Consider the following 19367-nt stretch of genomic DNA (forward strand, 5'->3'; position numbering starts at 1 on the left):
GCTGTTTAATTTTATTAGCTAGATTTTGAACTAGGGTTTCCAAAATTTAACTAGTCAAACTACCCAATCTCAACACTCGTCACATTCTGAAAGCCTCTTGGCAACTGCCCACCACGATTACCGCGAACACCCGTATAGTTAGCCAAATCATTTGGCTTGAGTGTCACATGGCGTTTGCCAGCAGTAATGACAAGGCTGTCTTGCTGACTAAGTGGTGTGATAGCAAGTACCTCTTCGCCATCTTTCAGTTTAATAAGTTTGTTCCCTTTACCGCGAGCTTGTTCAGGCAAATCATCAAGGGCAAATATCAGTAGATATCCTGCATTGGTCGCGACAGCAACATGATCAGGTGTCACACGTATATTGCTACTTTCACCTTCGGCATTGGCGGCCGTCTCTACTGGTGCGTCGATACGTGCAACAGGGAGCAAGCGACTATCAGTTGCTAGGTTAATAACGTTTTTACCAGCTTTTTGATTGCTATCGAGATTACCAATGGTATTAATAAAACCATAACCTGCTGAGCTGGCAAGGATAATACGTTGATCGTTATCACCCGTTAGTAGCTGCTCAAAGCTAGCGCCTGCTGGCGGCTTTAATACACTGGTCAATGGATCACCTTGACCACGTGCAGATGCTAAATTATGCGCATCGATACTATAGCTGCGTCCCGTACTGTCGAGCACGTAAATCCTTTCGTTTGATTTGCCGCGCACGTGCGCTTGATAGCTGTCACCTGAGCGGTAACTCATACCAGCGGCATCGACATCATGGCCCTTGGCGGCACGAATCCAACCTGCTTTTGATAAGATGGCAGTGACCGGCTCACTCGGTACGAGATCTGACTCTTTCAGTGCTTGTGCTTCTTCGCGTTCTGCCAATGGTGATACACGCTCATTGCCATGTTCTTTCATATCGGCAGTAAGCTCATCGATCATCAAGTTGGTCAAACTGTCTGGATTGTCTAAGTATTCTTGAATGATGGCACGTTCGGCAGCAAGTTCATCTTGCTCGCGGCGCAGCTCAATCTCTTCTAATTTTGCCAACTGACGCAAACGAATATCCAAGATAGCATTGGCTTGAATGTCAGTCAGGTCATAATCCTGCATCAAGGTCGCTTTTGGATCATCCTCTTCACGAATGATGCGAATCACTTCATCAATATTCAGATAAGCAATCAGTAAGCCCGCCAAGATATGTAAGCGTTTATCGATTTTATCTAGGCGATATTGCAAGCGTCGCGTGACCACCGAGCGGCGACAGATTAACCATTCTTCCAAGACTTCCTTTAAGTTTTTCACCTGCGGCTTACCATTTAAGCCAATCATATTCATATTGACGCGGTAATTGCTTTCTAGGTCAGTACTGGCAAACAGGTGACTCATGACACGATCGACATCGACTCGCGTTGAGCGCAACTCAAGGACGATACGGCAGGCATTTTCGTGATCTGATTCATCATGAATATCCGTCACCCAAGGCAGCTTTTTATCGGTCATAAGCTTAGCTATTTGCTCTTGGATTTTGTTGCCTGACACTTGGTAAGGAAGCGCATCAATGATGACGAGGTTTTTTTCTTTAGGGTCAACATGAAAGGTGGCACGCATCTTATAACTGCCACGTCCAGTTTCGTACATCGCTTGCAAATCTTTTTTGCTAGTGATGATTTCCGCTGGTGTCGGCAGGTCAGGTGCGGGTATCGATTGGGTAAGCTGCTTAACCGACAGCTCTGGGTTTTTGAGCAAACGAATGGCTGCGCGTACCACTTCATTAAGGTTATGCGGCGGAATATCGGTTGCCATACCGACTGCGATACCTGTTGTACCGTTTAATAAAATATTAGGCAGGCGGGCAGGTAAGGTAGTTGGTTCTTGCATCGTACCATCGAAGTTATCTTGCCAATCGACTGTACCTTGACCCAATTCTGCGAGCAACGTATTGGCATAAGCCGACATTTTAGCTTCGGTATAACGCATCGCCGCAAAGGATTTCGGATCATCTGGGCTACCCCAATTACCTTGACCAGTGATAAGCGGATAGCGATAACTAAACGGCTGAGCCATCAGTACCATTGCCTCGTAACAAGCGCTGTCACCATGCGGATGGTATTTACCCAATACGTCACCGACTGTACGCGCGGATTTCTTGGCCTTGGCAGAGGACTTTAGCCCAAGCTCGCTCATGGCATATACGATGCGACGCTGGACAGGTTTTAGACCGTCAGCAATATTTGGCAGCGCCCGATCCATGATGACGTACATGGCATAGTTGAGGTAGGCCTGCTCAGTGAACTCTGCGACTGAACGAGTGTCCATCGGTTCATTGGGAATAATTGGGGCGATCGTATGATCAATAACATCAGACATAAAATAGGATTCACTTATCAGTTTTAATAGGTATAGATAATTGGTTCAAGCATACAAATAGGATAGTGCTATCGTAAAGGATATTGCACCAATTAAAAAGACGTATGTCAGAATATACGACATCTCGTGACGTGCTTAAAACAAGCGCTTACAACGGTCTTTTATAGTGTGGTGATTCATAGCTTTTATAGATTAAGTTAAGTATAGTAAATCTAATATTTGTTTTTTATATGGTTAATAAATGTCTTAAGGTTGAATCCTTTTTATTTAAGATATTTTGTCTATCATCAATCCAAAAACAGTAGGTTCAAAATAGTTCTAATGCAAAACTAATAACTGAAAGTATGACAGTTAATAGACTGAATAAGGCGGCTGATTTGCCTATTTAAATAGCGTTAACCATATATTGACACGGACAAGTCGCTACTGAATTATCTTACAATAAGGAATTTCTGTTATGTCATTTGACACTTTATCTAAAATTTCCGCCTCTAAAATGCTAAAAAACGAAAGTAAGCACCTAGGGAAAAACGCTACTAGAAATGTACTATTGATTACTGCTATAACCAGTCTGGGATTGACAGCCTGTAGCCCTTCACAAATGAGCAAAACGCTACCAGCCGAGACAAGCAGCACAGTCAATCAAGATGCAGCAGTGATGTCAGAGTCTATCATGGCATCACCCAGTGTGAGGCCATCAGTCATCAGTCAACAGATGATGATACGTTCTGCGGCACAGACAGGTATCGTACGCCCATCACCGAGCATCATAGTCACGCCAGAGGCAAAAGACAACTATCAAAAAAACGCCGCCAATCCTGTACATCGAACTACGGATATGGCGGTATCAACTTTGTCTATCGATACCGATACGGGCAGCTACGCCAATGTGCGCCGCTATCTAAACGAGGGTCAACTACCACCTGTTAATGCCGTACGCGTAGAGGAATTGATTAATTATTTTAACTATCAATTTGATGATGGCAAACGCTTAGGTAGTGCCCCGTTTGTTATATCAACTGAGGTAGTGGACTCACCTTGGGATAGAGCAGATCAGGATAATAAAATCGTCAAAGTTGGTATCAAAGCCGTTGATAGTAGCTGGTCGCAAAAAACGGATAAGCAATCTATGCCACCTGCCAATCTCGTATTTTTGGTAGACGTGTCAGGATCTATGTCGTCACGCGATAAGCTGCCATTGGCACAGTCATCGCTTAAGCTATTGACAGAGCAAATGCGCGCCCAAGACAGCATCAGTATCGTGACCTATTCAGGTAGTACTAGTGTGGTATTGCCTGCGACCAGCGGTGACCAAAAAGCAAAAATATTGGCTGCGATCGAGGGATTAAATGCCTCAGGCTCAACCAATGGGGAAGATGCTCTTAAATTGGCCTACAGACAAGCTGAGCAAGGACTAAAAAAGAACGGTATCAATCGAATCATGATGTTAACGGATGGCGATTTTAATGTCGGTATTAGTGATGTCGATGAGATGCTGGATTTGGTCAAAGCCAATCGCGATCGCGGTATCTCTTTGTCTACCGTTGGCTTCGGTCGTGGTAATCTGAATGATCACATGATGGAACAGATGGCGGACAACGGCAATGGTAATTATAGTTATATTGACAGCTTAACTGAAGCGAAAAAAGTCTTTGGCGATGAGTTAGCCGCGACATTCAACACCGTTGCCAAGGATGTAAAAGTCCAAGTTGAGTTTAATCCTGATGTGGTGAGTGAGTGGCGCTTAATTGGTTATGAAAATCGCGTACTGGCTGAAGAAGACTTCAATAATGACAAAGTTGATGCAGGTGAGCTTGGGGCAGGTAAGGCGGTTATCGCTTTGTTTGAGGTGACACCAAAAGGTCAAAAAGGGTTATACAGCGATCGCCGTTATGCTAATAGCAATGCCAGTATTAGTTCGAATAACAAACAGAACTCTAATGAGCTTGGCTATCTAAAAATTCGTTATAAAGCACCGACAGGTGGTAGCTCTAAACTGATTAGCCAACCGATTAATAAAGCTAGCCACGCTTTAAACAAAGCCAGTATCGATACTCAGTTTGCGATGGCAGTAGCAGGGTTCGGTCAACGCTTGACTCAAAGCGATTATATTAATGATTGGCAGTACAGTGATAGCACTAAGCTTGCCAAAAGTAGTATCGCAGATAGACCAAGTAGCGATACTGATGGTACTCGTCGCAACTTTGTGACGTTAACTGAGCTGGCGAGTGCGCTAAAAAATAGCCAATAGTGAACAGATATCGTGTCGGGATGGTCATTATGAAGCAGAAGTTAAGGGTCATATTTTCTAATAGCTTGACTGATATTTTTAATCTAATATGTTGATATTTATAGGGATATTGAGCGTCAAGCCTATTTGAGAACTGGTGTAGCAATCTTTTGTATTGAGTACTATGTATAAAGTGTGTATGTTAATGAACAAAGGGCTATTTACCGCTATATTGTTCGCTCAGCACTATACAAATATATCGCAGCCTTGCTTTTTATCATAACGATAGGCAAGACTCTGACGTTTTGTATATTTATCACACTGTGATTGGCGTGGGTTGACGGTAATGTATTATTACTAGGAGAGAAAAGATTATGGAAAATCAAGGAAACTTAACCCGTCGTGACGATAAAGTTTGGCTAAAAACGTATGAAGAACTTGGTTTGGAGTATGACATTGAATTGCCAGCCGACAATACGTCACTTATCGATATTTTCGAAAAAAGCTTCGCTGAAAATGCTGATAAAACTGCCTATATCTGCATGGGTTCATCGTTAAGCTTCCAAGAAGTAGATTTATACAGCCGTCAAATGGCCGCTTATCTACAATCATTAGGATTGGTTAAAGGCGATAAAGTTGCGGTCATGATGCCCAACATTTTGCAGTTACCAATCTCTGTCATCGCTGTACTACGTGCAGGCTTTACCTTAGTCAACGTCAACCCTCTGTACACTACCAGAGAGCTCGAGCATCAATTGACTGATTCAGAAGCCAAAGTGCTGATCATGGTCGAAAACTTTGCTAAAACCTATCAAGACATCGGTCGCAATGTGGTCGATAAAGTCGTGATTACGGGTATGGGCGATTTGATGGGTACGCTCAAAGGCTTTATGGTCAATACGGTCGTCCGCCATGTCAAAAAAATGGTGCCAGACTATAGTATTTCTAATAGCATCAGCTTCAAAACAGCACTAAAGCAAGTCACTGCTAGCAAATATAAGCGCCCAACCAATATCACACTTGATGACATCGCCGTCCTACAGTATACCGGTGGTACAACGGGTGTGGCAAAAGGTGCGATGCTAACGCACAAAAACTTGGTGGCAAACTTAATTCAGTCTAATACCTTTTTGGGCACCGCTTTTGATGATTTCGATCAAAGAGGTGAGCAACCTGTGATTATGACGGCATTGCCGATGTATCATATTTTCTCATTCACCGTATGTGGTATGTTCGGTCTGTATCGCGGTTGTGTTGTATTATTAGTACCAAATCCACGCGATCTTGATAGCTTGTTAAAAGCATATAAAGCCAATCCACCAGCGTTCTTCCCAGCGGTAAACACGTTGTTCAACGCGCTTGCTAATAACGAAGAATTTATCGCGATGGATCATAGCAAGCTGCGTCAATCGATGGGCGGCGGCATGGCAGTATTGAGCCCAACAGCCGAAAAATGGCGCCAAGTGACAGGTAATATTATTATTCAAGGTTATGGCTTGTCTGAAACATCACCAGTCGCGACCGCTAACCCTAGCAACAGCAAGACATTCACTGGCACTATTGGTGTCCCTATGCCAGCAACCGATGTGGCGATCTTAGATGATGCAGGTAATGAAGTAGCACTTGGTGAGCGCGGTGAGATTAGTGTTCGTGGTCCACAGGTCATGAAAGGTTACTGGAACCGTGAAGATGCTACTGCCGAAGTCATGACAGCAGATGGATTCTTCCGTACTGGTGATATCGGTATCATGGCTGACAACGGATATGTGACCATCGTTGATCGCAAAAAAGATATGATTTTGGTGTCTGGTTTTAACGTCTATCCGAACGAAGTCGAAGAAGTCATGGCTGGCCATCCTAAGATTTTAGAATGTGGCGTCATCGGTATCGAAGATGAGAAAAGTGGTGAGATTCCTAAGATCTATGTTGTCCGTAACGATTCAAGTCTGACTACCGAAGAAGTTCTTGAGTACGGTAAAGAGAACTTAACAGGTTATAAGCGTCCTCGTCGTGTTGAGTTTATTGACGAGCTACCAAAATCGAACGTTGGTAAGATTTTGCGTAAAGACCTACGCGTACTTGAAGAAAAAAACCACGGTTAATTTGCTGATCCACGCACCTAGATAGTTGTTTGATAGATGCGTGTATTAACCAAAGACACATGTGAAAGGGTCGCTCGATTAGATACTGTAGTAACTAAAGTAGTAACCAAAAATGATAAGGCTGCAACCATGCTGTCTTATCATTTTTTTGTCTTTATCGCTTTTAACATTTGCGGATGACAGCTACTATTAATAGAGAATATCTATTAAAACTGCTATAGTGCCCATCGACGTATTTTTGTTTTTGTCCAAAAAATCGTACTGGTTTTGCTCAAAATAACAGGCAAAATCATGGTAGTAAAGATTGTTCTCGACTTGGTCGTGCTGAGTGGTAGTATCATAGACCCAGTAACACACTTTAATTCGCAAAGCTTATGAATGACAAACCCGATCATACTTATCTATTTCTTATTCATAAGCTTCTGCTGTCAGCGATAATCATAAAAAATGGTGTTTCCATTAGCATATTCAATGTTTTTAACAGTAACATTTAGGGAGAATTATGACGGATAATATTAATAAAAAAACGACAGATAATAGCGCTGCAACTGACGATAAAGCCAATACTACTAACGACGTTTATCAAAGCAATGCGTTTCCTACTATGCCGACCATCGACAGTGATAGTCCGTGGCTGAGCGCTTATGAGCGCTATAGCATCGATGCTACTATCGAGATGCCAGAAGACAATACCTCTTTACTGGATGTGTTCGAGCGTAATTTTAGCCGTTATGGCCAAAAACCTGCCTATATCTGCATGGGCTCATCGATTACTTTTAAGCAATTAGATCTATATAGTCGCCAGATTGCTAGCTATTTGCAGTCAATAGGACTGGTCGCAGGTGATAAAGTTGGAGTCATGATGCCCAATGTCTTGCAGTATCCAGTGGTCGCTTTGGGTATCATTCGTGCAGGGATGGTGTTGGTCAATGTAAACCCTCTATACACCAGCCGTGAGCTATCACATCAGTTGCATGACAGTGGTGCGAAAGCGCTATTTATTGTTGAAAACTTTGCCAAAACGTATCAAGAGGCCGAAGACAAAGGTCAGGTAGAGCATGTAGTCGTGTGTACCATTGGTGATATGCTAGGTACGATTAAAGGAGCTGTGGTTAACCTTGTGGCTCGTCATGTCAAAAAGATGATTCCTGCTTATGGCATACCGAATAGCGTGAGTTTCAAGCATGCCTTAAATGCTGAGTCAGCCAGTAAGTACCAGCGCCCTGAGTTGAACTTAAGCGATGTGGCCTTGCTGCAATATACCGGTGGTACGACAGGAGTAGCGAAAGGCGCAATGCTGTCTCATGGTAATCTAGTCGCCAACATGCTACAGGTCAGTGCGCTGATGAACAGTGCATTTGATGATGATATAGATGGTAGAGATGTGATTTTGACCGCACTGCCGCTATATCATGTATTCTCATTTATGGTCTGCGGTATGTGTAGCATGTACCAAGGTTATGCCTCGCTACTCATTCCGAATCCGCGCGATCTTGATGGGCTTATCAAAGAGATGGCTAAATACAAGCCGGCGTTTATCCCTGCCGTGAATACTTTGTTTAACGGCTTAGTACACAAAGATAACTTTGCTGATTTGGACTTTTCTAATCTAAAAGCATCTATCGGCGGCGGTATGTCAGTATTGCCTAGCGTAGCGAAAGAGTGGCACAAAATCACTGGCCTGCCTATCGTTGAAGGTTATGGTCTATCTGAGACATCACCTGTCGTAGCATTTAATCCGATGACTATTGCAGAATTTACCGGAAAAATCGGTATTCCTGCGCCTAGTACCGATATCGTACTCATTGATGATGACGAAAATATAGTAGCCATGGGCGATCGCGGTGAAATCTGCGTAAAAGGCCCACAGGTCATGATTGGTTACCAGAATCGTCCGAAAGAAACCGCTGAATCATTTACAGCTAGTGGTTACTTCAAAACTGGCGATATCGGCATCATGGATGAAAAAGGCTTTATCAAAATTGTCGATCGCAAAAAAGACATGATTTTAGTCTCTGGTTTCAACGTCTATCCAAACGAAATTGAAGAGGCGATGAGTGAACATCCAGCAGTCGTAGAATGCGGTGCTATTGGTGTTCCAAACGATGATCGCGGCGAAGAGCCAAAGCTGTTTGTGGTCAAAAAAGGCAACGTGACTGAAAAAGAGCTACTAGAATATGGCAAAAAACAACTGACTGGCTATAAGCGCCCACGTCATATACAGTTCGTCGACGAATTACCAAAGTCGAACGTTGGCAAAATCCTACGTAAGGAATTGCGTAAGATGGAAGGGTTAGAATAGTTTATATCTGACATTCTGTTGATAACGGTGGCGTAATGGCAGGAGCGAATCTTGCTATTGCGCCGTTGTCACGTTAGGATATCTTAAGATTTTAGTCGACTACATATCTATCAATGTGTTTACTAACGACTGATAGGTATTTTTATGACACTGCTTTTATAACATTGTACTAGGAATTTTTATGCGTATTGACAATCGTGAGCTTGACCAACTTCGCTCGATCAGCTTTGAGCGCCATTATACGAAGCATGCTGAAGGGTCAGTACTGGTAAGTTTTGGCGATACCAAAGTACTATGTACTGCCAGTGTAGAATCTGGTGTGCCGCGCTGGCTCAAGGGTAAAGGCAAAGGTTGGATCACAGCTGAGTATGGTATGTTGCCACGTGCGACCAACACGCGCAATCAGCGTGAAGCAGCTCGCGGTAAGCAGTCAGGTCGTACGCAAGAGATTCAGCGTTTGATTGGTCGTAGCTTACGTGCCATGATTGATCTGAGTAAACTTGGTGAAAACACCATCTATCTTGATTGTGATGTGTTGCAAGCGGATGGCGGTACTCGTACGGCGAGTATCACTGGTGCTGCGATTGCGCTTATCGATGCGCTAGAGAGTATCCAAAAGGCCAAGAAACTCAAAGCAGATCCGCTAATCGGACTGGTTGCTGCGGTTTCTGTTGGTATGAAAGATGGCGAAGCGTATCTTGATCTGAACTACGAAGAAGACTCTAGCTGCGATACCGATTTGAACGTTGTGATGACCCAAAAAGGCGAGTACATTGAGCTACAAGGTACTGCTGAAGAAAAGCCGTTCACTCGTGAACAAGCAGATGCTATGCTGTCGTTAGCTGAAAAAGGCATTGCTGAATTGATTAAAATGCAACAGACGGCGCTTGGTTGGTAGACTAGCGTTTAAATACAACACACTGTCTTTGTTTTTAGTGTCAATAACTGCCTGTTAGCTGCTAATAGGCAGTTTTTTAATAGAAAATATTCGTACATTACGTAATAGGTAACAACACATGCTAAAGCTGACTGATGATGGCGCCAAAATCACCTTACAAGGGCAATCGAATGCTGCTGATAATGGCATGTTTTGGTTTGGTTCTGCATTATTGGTCGGGGCCGTAGCAGTCGCCATGGCGATGAGCCTATTGCCTGAGCGTCTAGCCATCGGTGCGCTTGCACTGCTTATCATTGGTAGCTTCATTTTTAATAAAAAGCGCCAACAGCATAAAAAAGCCATGAGCGGTATGATTAGCAGTGGCACATTATGGGTAAGGGCTGGCGAGTTGGTCCATGACAATCTAGGTAAGCGTGAGCATATTCATTTAACGGATGGTGATAAGATAACGCTGATTGGCGAGCAATTACAGATTGTCGATAGCAGTGACGTTCGCAAATATCATATTACTGGTTTCGAGAGTGCTCAAGAAGCAAAAGCTGCGAAAGCTATCTTAGAAGGGCAAGCGCTAACGAAACGCCATGTAAATATCAAAATGAAGAGTAATTAGTATCATTTTTCAGTTTCATACTCTATGAAAGCATAGCTACTATCCTCGTGCTATCCAAACTTCAAACTCAAATATCATTTTAAATCTCACTCGACGCGCCTCTCCAATATTGTCATTCATCAGTATGTTTATACCGTCTATCACCTATCGCAGGCGAATAGTGCTTGCAGATTTGTGCGCAAATGGTTTATAAGTAGGATTATAAAATTTATCCTTCTTATTATTGATACTGTCATTGGGATCTAGTTGACAAGGAGTTAGTCATGCTGCGTTTGTCTATACCGTCAGTTGCCGTGTCGTGCGGGTTTTTACTATTTACCTGCGGCATGGTAGGGCAAGCCCATGCAGATAGTATGAGTATGCTTATCGCCCAAAAATCCATTCAACCAACGATGAATACGTCCTATCGTTATCCTGAGGTACAGCGTTCAGCACCTACAGTCTTACCAGCATTTTTGTCAGGGAACTATGACAATGTTGATAGCGAGTACCTACCGCTGCTGAGCAATGCAGAGAAGCAAAGTAGTATGGCAGCACGTGATGTGGTCAGTACCGCACGCAAAATGGCACTTAACGAGCGCACGATTATTCAGGGTGGCTGCTGGGACTATTTAAATGCTGTATTCAATCGGGCAGGGGTATCGCGTAATACCATACACAAAGGCACTTATGCGCAAGGGCCCTATGCTAGTAGCAGTGAGATTGAAGCAGGCGACTGGCTCTATTATATCAATCATGGTTACAATGGCGTCGAGCATAGTGGACTGTTTGTCGGTTGGGTCGATGAGCGTGCCAAGCAGGCATTAATACTGAGCTATGTTGGCGAAAATCGCCGTGAACCAGCTCGTTATCGCGTTTATGATTTAAGTAATGTTTATCAAATTATGCGCCCTAGTGTTTAGTGCTCTATATCTTCAGTTTGACAACATGTTTTATAAGTGAATAAAAAAGCGTCCGCAACTCATTGAAGTTAAGGACGCTTTTGTTTTGTATATTTGATTGGTTTTTCTGATGCTAAAATGGTTTTACCACGACTAGAATCACGATAATCACTAAGGCAAAAACAGGCACTTCGTTAAACCAGCGCCAGAATTTATGTGTTTTATAGTGTGGATTATCTATCAGCTTCTTACGATAAAAGCCGCAAGCGCCATGATAGCCTGATAGCAGCACGACTAAGAGCAGTTTAACATGTAGCCAGCCTTGGGTTTTATAGACATCCCAGCCCAGCCCCAACATCCATAGACCAAAGATCCATGTCGCTATCATCGAGGGTGTCATGATGCCGCGATATAACTTGCGCTCCATAATGATAAAGCGCTCTTGGCTGATAGTATCATCGCTCATCGCATGATAGACAAACAAGCGCGGCAAATAAAATATCGCTGCAAACCAGCAGACCATAGAGATAATGTGCGCCGCTTTAATCCAGTTAAAATAATCTGCCATCATAGTTTCTCTTGCTTAGCTTATATTTTTTAGCGTGGGCTTAATCTGCCAATACAACTTGTGTTTGATGACCATTCATCGCATCCATTACAGGCAGTACTTTAGGCGCTCTTGGTGCGGCAAACTGTTTGGTAAGGCCAAGCTCACGCATGAGTCTGTCGTCGCCTGATTGGCTTGAGTTGCCAGTAGTAAGAAGCTTGTCACCATAAAAGAATGAGTTAGCACCTGCCATAAATGCCAAGGCTTGCTCAGAATCTGACAGACTTTCGCGGCCAGCAGATAGACGCACGTAGCTAGTCGGGCAGCAAATACGGGCGACCGCAATAGTGCGAATCCACTCAAGTACAGACAGCTGACCTTCGGCCAATACTTTGTCACCAATCGGTGTACCTGCAATAGGCACCAGTAAGTTGACTGGAATTGATTCAGGCGCTTTTGGCATTTTTAGCAGCTCGAGTACCCAATCGATGCGGTCATCACGGCTCTCACCCATACCAACGATATTACCACTACAGACGTTAATGCCAGAGTTACGCACGTTTTCTATCGTATCTAAACGCTCATCATAGCTACGCGTGCTGACGACTTGTTCATAGTAGCTGCGCGAAGTATCTAGGTTATGGTTATAATAATCCAATCCTGCATCGGCCAACTGTGTTGCCTGATTGGTATCAAGCATACCCAGTGTCATGCAAGTCTCAAGACCTAGTGCTTTCACTTCTTTAATCAGCTCAACCACATAAGGCATGTCCTTGGCACTTGGATGTTTCCACGCGGCACCCATGCAGAAGCGTGATGAGCCACTGTTTTTGGCACGCTTGGCCGCTGCGATGACTTTATCAACTTCTATGCGTTTTTCTGCTTGTAGTTTGGTAGTGTCGCGATGATGGCCTGACTGTGAGCAGTAGCCGCAATCTTCAGGGCAATTGCCCGTTTTGATAGAGAGTAGCGTGCTGATCTGTACTTCATTGGCAGTAAAATGCTTTCTATGGATGGTTTGCGCTTGTAACAGCAAGTCCATTAGAGGTAAGTCAAACAGTTGCGCGATTTCTTCACGGCTATACGTGGTGGCAACTTTACTATCAGTTTGAGTCGCGTCTGTGGCTAGATTGGCCAAAAAATCACTGTTGGTCGTATCTGGCTGAGTGGCTACATCAGTTGGCTGGGTGGCGTCAGGTTCGGAGATGCTAAGCAATCCTGCCATAAGGTAAGTCCTTTTATAAGAATTAGAGGGTATTAAATAAAACCAATGTTTTTATCTATTGTCATTTATAAGGTAACAAAAAAGGTTGCCGTATAGTATACCGCAACCTTTTTAGAAAATCAGAACACTGCTAGACAGTATGTATAATTGTCACAGTAGCGCACATAAATAGTAACTATACGTTTGGCTATCTAGTTCTATATCATCCATTCTACCAATGCCTATCGCTCAGTGCATCATTCTTTTTATTTGCCAAGTTTGTGCTTGGCGATACCAACCCAATGCTCAGCAAGTTTCTGTGCTTTATAAGCGTAAGGTTTGGCTTTTTGAATATATGGTTTGCACTCTTCTGGGATAGCTGGAACGATATGCTTAGCAAGTTTGTTGAACCACATCATTAAGCTATAGTCGCCTTCAATGCTCAAGTTACCTTCTTGTACAGCAGTCATAAAGGCAGGCAAGCTACCTTTGGTTAGCAGTCTAACGCCAGTCATAGAATCTTTGAAAGTGATGGTCAAATCGGCTTCTTTTGCATGGCCGCTTTGTTGACTGAATTGTCCATTGTCAAAGCTAAAAGTGCGGGCGATATCAGACTCAGTACTAGCAAACTCAATCGTAACTTGACGATCAGCGAATAATGCTTTGACATCTTCGTTATCGCTATCAGCTAACATAGACAAACGATAGCCAACAACAGCCAATAAAGCATCTAATGGATCAGATTTGATATCTAATACAGGAACAGTAAACATAGCAGAACTCCTAAAGAAATGAGGCATAAAAATAAAGCGTACTTTATACCAGTTTTTATGACAAATATATAACTGGATTATAAACTATCACAGGGTGCCAACTCTTTAGGAGTTAAGTAGAGAGCGTTAAGTATCTTGTAACATTCGATGTCACTGACGTAAGCAAGGTATTGATATAGACAAATAGAGGTATAAATAGGACGGTTTTAACGGAAACGTGGCTGATAGTTATCATCGTAGACAGGAGTGTGTTCGATATAACGTGCGGCTTCTAGCTCACGTTGCTGACTAACTGTCTGACTCACGTCATCATAGCGTAATGCCCGATATAGTACCCAAGCTGCCAACGGTAACCAACTGATGCCCATAGCGATGATATAGCGATGCCATGACGATAGCTCCATCAACATAGGGCGACCGGCTAGTATATTTTGAATCAATTCAACGGTGAACCAGTAAGCCATACCGCCAAACAAATATAGCAGTAGCCAACGATATGACGACAAAGCTAGCACCATTACTAAACTGGCTAGCAGTCCATAACCAAGCCATGCCGCGCCGCTCCATGCCTCTACACCGATAAAAGAAAATATAGTCATTAACATCATTCATCTCGCTATTCATAAGGTGAATTCCAATGAGACTATTATGAGAGGTTATTGAGTAAAGCTGAAGAGGGTGCAGGCGACTTTGCGACAACCGTTGACGTTTGGTTTTTTGGCTTGTTTTGCGATATTTGATGGCTAGGTTTTAGGCTAAGCGCCGTAAGGTCAGGCGCTTATTTTGAGGAATATGGAAACGGTTTTGTTTGCTCGGGAGGGTGTTTGTTAGCTAGCAAAGTAAAATAGAAAACAGGATTGACAGTTTGCTAAATATTTAGACTCGATTGGTACGATTACCCCACCACGATAATAGCGAAACTAGAATAGCACCGAGTAGCATAAGTCCTATTGTCGTTGACCACTGTGCGCCAGTAGGATATTGCCATGGCATGACATTATGGACGGCTTCAGTATTTAACGAGCCTAGCGCATCTACTTTCCATGGCCATACTTTTATTAGAGAGCCTGCAATAAAGCCTGTCAGCAATGCCAAGGTAGCTTGGTAATAATGCGAGAGTAGCCACTTAAGTGCGCGCGTGAATAACAATAGCCCAGTCGCCATACCCGCAATGACTGTGAAAATAGCACTTAGATTCATCGTATCGACTGCTTCTAATACCGCATCGTAAGCGCCTAGCAATAGTAAAATAAAAGACCCTGATATCCCTGGTAGGATCATGGCACAAATAGCAATTGCCCCTGCAAAAAACAGATACGGTAAGCTAGGCGTGGTCGTAAGCAACGGCATACTACTGATGACTACGGCGGCAATAAGTCCAGTCGCAAACAGTGCGACACGTCCTATATTCCAGCGCTTCATCTCACTGAGTAAGATAAATACCGTTGCAATGACCAGTCCAAAAAAGAATGACCAAATAAGCAATGGTTGGTTGTCCAATAAATGCTTAATGATACCGGCCAACGTCGCAAAGCTAGTGGCAATACCCAGTAGCAAACACAATAGAAACGTCGCGTCTACTTGTCGCCAAATCGCAGCGAACCCTTTAATACCACCTTCTTGTCGAAATATCGTCCAAAGATTGGGGCCGATACTGCCAAGCGCGTTAATCAAACGCTCGTAAATCCCTGCAATCAACGCAATAGTGCCGCCAGAGACGCCAGGTACGATATCAGCTGCTCCCATGGCCATACCTCTGACATAGATACCTACCAGCTGCTTTGGGCTATCAGTACGTACAGGTACCGTATCTTGCTCTAATGGCGTTGGCGCTGACGGCTGAGTTGGCCGTGGAGGTTGTGGTGCCGTCATGGGCATTCCTTTATCATTTAAAAATAAGTGTTATCTGAAAGTAAGCATTAGCTAAAAATAAGTAGTATCTAAAAATGAGTAATAACTAAAAACAGGCATTAGCTAAACATCAGTCTGCATAGCAGATTTTATTAATTATCATCACGTACTAAGGCATGTCTTTAATTCATTTAATAGTCATCTAACTGGTCTGAAAATGGCTAAATCTTGTCAGACATTGTCAAATAGCTGGTTAATATACTGATACTATCTACGCTACTTTTCTTGTTTAAGCCACATCCTAAAGCATAAAAGCCAGATTAATGACAAAACATTAACCTAGCTTATGAAATGGCATAAAGCGTCCTGCAATTACTCAGTAGGCGCCAGTGCAGGATAGCCAAGAGCGTACAGAGTACCTTCAAGCCCTGTCACGTTGATAGCGGCATCAGCACGTGCTTGAACGATTGGTTTGGCATGATAGGCCACACCAAGATCGGCAAGCGCCATCATCGGTAAATCATTAGCACCGTCACCGACACAGACCACTTGTGACATCTCAATGCCTAAGCGCTCAGCAGTATGCTCAACGATAGCGGCTTTTTTGGCACCGTTAACAATAGGCCACTGTACATGACCAGTGACTTCACCTTCCTCGATATCTAGAGCATTGGCATGCACTTCATCGATACCCAGCTGCTCCGCGATATAACGGGCAAAATACGTAAAGCCGCCGGATACTAGCACGGTATGATATCCCAATGCCTTTAGCGCACTGATGGTGGTGCGCGCACCTACCGAGACGGTCAGGCGGCTACAGATATCATCCAGTACGTCAATTGGTGTGCCTTTTAATAATGCCACGCGCTGAGCAAACGATTCATCAAAATCAATCTCACCGCGCATTGCTGCTTCAGTGATGGCTTCGACTTCTTCGCCAATACCAGCCGTTTTTGCTAGCTCTACGATGACTTCTTGCTCGATCAAGGTTGAATCCATGTCAAAGCAGGCAAGCTTGTGTGTCCGCAGCATATGACCGACAGACAGGATATGACAGTCCACGACGTTTATGTTGCCTGTGCTATCTGCACTGCGTGTATTGTTATATTCTTCAGTTAGGTCACGACGCAGGCGAGCGGTCAGTTGATCATCAATGATGTGAGCGGCTGCGGTTTTTTTGCCAGGGTGCATCAGCGTGTCAGTGACTGGTACTAGCAGATAACGGTAGACTTGAGTATGGGTAAAGGGTAGGCGCTGTGCGTCTGCCGCTGTAGGCTCTGTATCAGATACCGTGATATTGACGAAGCTAGCGTCAGTATCTTCGGCAACGGTCACTAGATGCCAGCTTGGCTGTTCATCGACCCACGACTGAACGTACTGATGAATATCCAATGCGGATACCTGAGTCGGCAGTACTACGATGAGCGCAAAAACAGGTAGCGACTGTAGCGCATCAAAGTCTTGCAAATTGGTATCTTCGGGTAATAATGCCGCAATAGAATCAACGGCTTGTTGCCATGCTTTGCTGTCTTTTGGTAACGAATAAGATGTATTTTTTGGCATGGCTCAATTGTCCCTTGTATGCTCATATAAGATTAGGAATAATAACAGTTTTACTGAGCAGCGCCTATAGATGACGCGCAAAGTAACAATGATGCTAAAGAACAGATTTTATGGCGTAAGAAGCCATAGAAAATGCAAGAAAGTTATTATGATAAATTTATAAAGCGCTCACGCTATAAGGCTTATTATGGTGATATAGTAGATGAGATAAGCTGGCTGTTTATCAACGGTGCTTTCTTATTAACGATGCCTTCGCAAAATATAATAAGGCAAAAGATAGCGAAGCTGGCAACAATATTGATGGTGTCGATAATCGCTAATAATCAGTACTGCTTTACAACTATGTGCGCACTACCATTGGCGCGCATCACAATTGTTTAAAAATTAGCCAAAAAATGAGCAGTAGCCTCGTTTTTTAATTTCTTCTCTCCAAAAAAGTTTAACATATCATGACGTATTTAGCGCCGCGGCAAGGGTTGTTTGCCATTATTCTTCTGGTTAGTTTTTGTTTGCAGACGCTGTTATTGGTCATTAGTACTGACCAACAGCTGAGCAATAGTCGTGCGTTAAAAGGCGAGCAGATGGTCGCCCAGCTGATTGATGAAGCAAGGTTGTCTTTAGAAAATAAAGACCGCGTGAGCTTAAGCGTTATTGCCAATCGCTATACCAGCGAGCAAGACGTCACACGGATACTGATTAAGGACAACAACGACGATATCTTGGTGCCAGTAGGCAATGCGCCGATGCAGCAAGGTGACACTATTCGTCAAATCGCCACCAATGGCGATGCAGTTATCGGTAGCGTTGCATTGACTTTGAAAGACGTTAGCAAAGGCGAGATTATCGCCATGCAATGGCCGTTTGTCATCGGCACCATGCTGCTACATTTACTGCTTTGGCTGATTTACGGTTACCTCGCTCGTCCGACCAAAGAGCAAATTAATGCGTTAAGTCGAGATATCCAAGAGCTGTATCGTGACCAATATAGACCAGTCGATCAACGCGGCTACGACCGTGAACTTGAGCGCCAGTCAACGGGTCAATCAGCGTCTCATTTGGCAGACAGTCAAGTAGCGACAGATAATACGGCTAATGTCAGAAATGACGAAGTGACTAATGCCCGCAAGTTTAATGTGCATAATGAAGTGAACGAGTACCTTAGAACGCAGCAAAACCAAGAAACAGGTAGTGATACTGACAATCTAGCGAGTGCGAGTGAAGGTAGCGAAAGCGAAATAGCGGATACAGATAGTGTTGCTTCTCAAGTTACCAGTCATACGTCTAAACTGTCTGCCACACGGTCTGTTGATAGCGTCAAAGTTCAAATTGTATTCCATGATGAGTTCAATATGCTTGAACGCCTTGCGCCTGCGCAGCGTCTTCCGTATCTAGCACTCTGCACCCAGCTACTCAATCAAGCCGTGACTGAGCTACTAAGACAACCATTGCTACTGGGCGTGAGTGCGATGAATGAAGCGCACTTTGAAGATAATGGCGCAAGTGTGGTACTAAAGGCTGATAATAGCCATGCAAAAGTGGCACTCGCAGGCGTGATGCTTGCCAAGCTATACTTAATGCTAAACAAAATTATCCACGACAAGCACATTGAGCTGTCACGTTTTGCCTTACCAGCAAAAGCGGGTGTCAGTGATGACGCGCAGTCAGAGCCAATGACTCACCTGCTCCAGAGTATCGGCAAAAAAGAGCAGCTATTAATACTATTGCCAAATGCCGGTCTCAAGCAAATCAGCAATCACGTACAAGTACATAACATCATGCGTCCAACCACTGTCTATGAGCGCGAGTGTGCAATATTTGATGGGGCTAACGACTCATTGATTCAGCGTTTGGCCGATGTGCGCAACGCAGTTCTGATGATTGAAGATGAGGACGAGCTACACATTTAATGCCAACTGTATTTGGTCATTTATATTACAATTGTCTGTTATATAGCCTACTGGACTATCTTAATCGTAAGGTTGAAATGTACCATATTGCGAAAAAGGATTGACAACATTCAATAGAGACTTTATAAGGCAT

14 protein-coding genes are annotated in these 19367 nt (G+C 43.7%); 7 read left to right on the plus strand and 7 right to left on the minus strand.

Annotated elements, in window-relative coordinates:
• Positions 1 to 59 precede the first annotated feature (59 nt).
• A complete protein-coding gene (gene parC / locus CXF69_RS05050) occupies positions 60 to 2366 on the minus strand; it encodes a DNA topoisomerase IV subunit A (protein ID WP_101206070.1) in 2307 nt (768 codons plus the stop codon).
• Positions 2367 to 2823: 457 nt separating this feature from the next.
• Here parC and CXF69_RS05055 point away from each other — a divergent pair, with 457 nt between their 5' ends.
• From CXF69_RS05055 to CXF69_RS05080, 6 genes are all read left to right on the plus strand, one after another.
• A complete protein-coding gene (locus CXF69_RS05055) occupies positions 2824 to 4617 on the plus strand; it encodes a vWA domain-containing protein (RefSeq protein WP_101206069.1) in 1794 nt (597 codons plus the stop codon).
• 353 nt (positions 4618 to 4970) lie between these two features.
• A complete protein-coding gene (locus CXF69_RS05060) occupies positions 4971 to 6698 on the plus strand; it encodes an AMP-binding protein (protein ID WP_101206068.1) in 1728 nt (575 codons plus the stop codon).
• Positions 6699 to 7200: 502 nt separating this feature from the next.
• Complete coding sequence (locus tag CXF69_RS05065) at positions 7201 to 9000, plus strand: AMP-binding protein (protein ID WP_101206067.1); 1800 nt, start codon at positions 7201 to 7203, stop codon at positions 8998 to 9000.
• A 181-nt stretch (positions 9001 to 9181) separates the two neighbouring features.
• Positions 9182 to 9898: a ribonuclease PH gene (rph, locus tag CXF69_RS05070; RefSeq protein ID WP_101206066.1), complete on the plus strand. Its 717-nt coding sequence runs from the start codon at positions 9182 to 9184 to the stop codon at positions 9896 to 9898.
• 118 nt (positions 9899 to 10016) lie between these two features.
• Positions 10017 to 10508, plus strand: coding sequence for a hypothetical protein (locus tag CXF69_RS05075; protein ID WP_101206065.1), 492 nt, complete (start codon positions 10017 to 10019; stop codon positions 10506 to 10508).
• 263 nt (positions 10509 to 10771) lie between these two features.
• A complete protein-coding gene (locus CXF69_RS05080; protein WP_102078421.1) occupies positions 10772 to 11410 on the plus strand; it encodes a hypothetical protein in 639 nt (212 codons plus the stop codon).
• Positions 11411 to 11522: 112 nt separating this feature from the next.
• Here the strand turns inward: CXF69_RS05080 and hemJ are convergent, their stop codons facing one another.
• From hemJ to serB, 6 genes are all read right to left on the minus strand, one after another.
• Entirely contained in the window at positions 11523 to 11957 is a 435-nt protein-coding gene (gene hemJ / locus CXF69_RS05085; protein WP_101206086.1) for a protoporphyrinogen oxidase HemJ, read from the minus strand.
• 40 nt (positions 11958 to 11997) lie between these two features.
• Entirely contained in the window at positions 11998 to 13161 is a 1164-nt protein-coding gene (bioB, locus tag CXF69_RS05090) for a biotin synthase BioB (protein ID WP_101206063.1), read from the minus strand.
• Between the two features lie 245 nt (positions 13162 to 13406).
• A complete protein-coding gene (locus CXF69_RS05095; protein ID WP_101206062.1) occupies positions 13407 to 13913 on the minus strand; it encodes an SCP2 sterol-binding domain-containing protein in 507 nt (168 codons plus the stop codon).
• Between the two features lie 206 nt (positions 13914 to 14119).
• The gene (aciT, locus tag CXF69_RS05100; RefSeq protein WP_227522969.1) at positions 14120 to 14512 is read right to left on the minus strand and encodes an AciT family ciprofloxacin tolerance protein; all 393 of its coding nucleotides are present in this window, start codon (positions 14510 to 14512) and stop codon (positions 14120 to 14122) included.
• Between the two features lie 277 nt (positions 14513 to 14789).
• Positions 14790 to 15785, minus strand: a complete 996-nt coding sequence (locus tag CXF69_RS05105) for a DUF368 domain-containing protein (RefSeq protein ID WP_102078422.1) — start codon at positions 15783 to 15785, stop codon at positions 14790 to 14792.
• A 351-nt stretch (positions 15786 to 16136) separates the two neighbouring features.
• Positions 16137 to 17327, minus strand: coding sequence for a phosphoserine phosphatase SerB (gene serB, locus CXF69_RS05110; RefSeq protein ID WP_101206060.1), 1191 nt, complete (start codon positions 17325 to 17327; stop codon positions 16137 to 16139).
• Between the two features lie 449 nt (positions 17328 to 17776).
• On the opposite strand from serB, the gene CXF69_RS05120 reads away from it, so the two are divergent.
• Positions 17777 to 19234 carry a hypothetical protein gene (locus CXF69_RS05120; RefSeq protein WP_101206058.1) on the plus strand — a complete coding sequence of 486 codons (1458 nt, stop codon included), beginning with the start codon at positions 17777 to 17779 and terminating at the stop codon, positions 19232 to 19234.
• Positions 19235 to 19367: the final 133 nt, after the last annotated feature.

This window comes from Psychrobacter sp. Choline-02u-9 (assembly GCF_002836505.1).
Taxonomy (GTDB): Bacteria; Pseudomonadota; Gammaproteobacteria; order Pseudomonadales; family Moraxellaceae; genus Psychrobacter.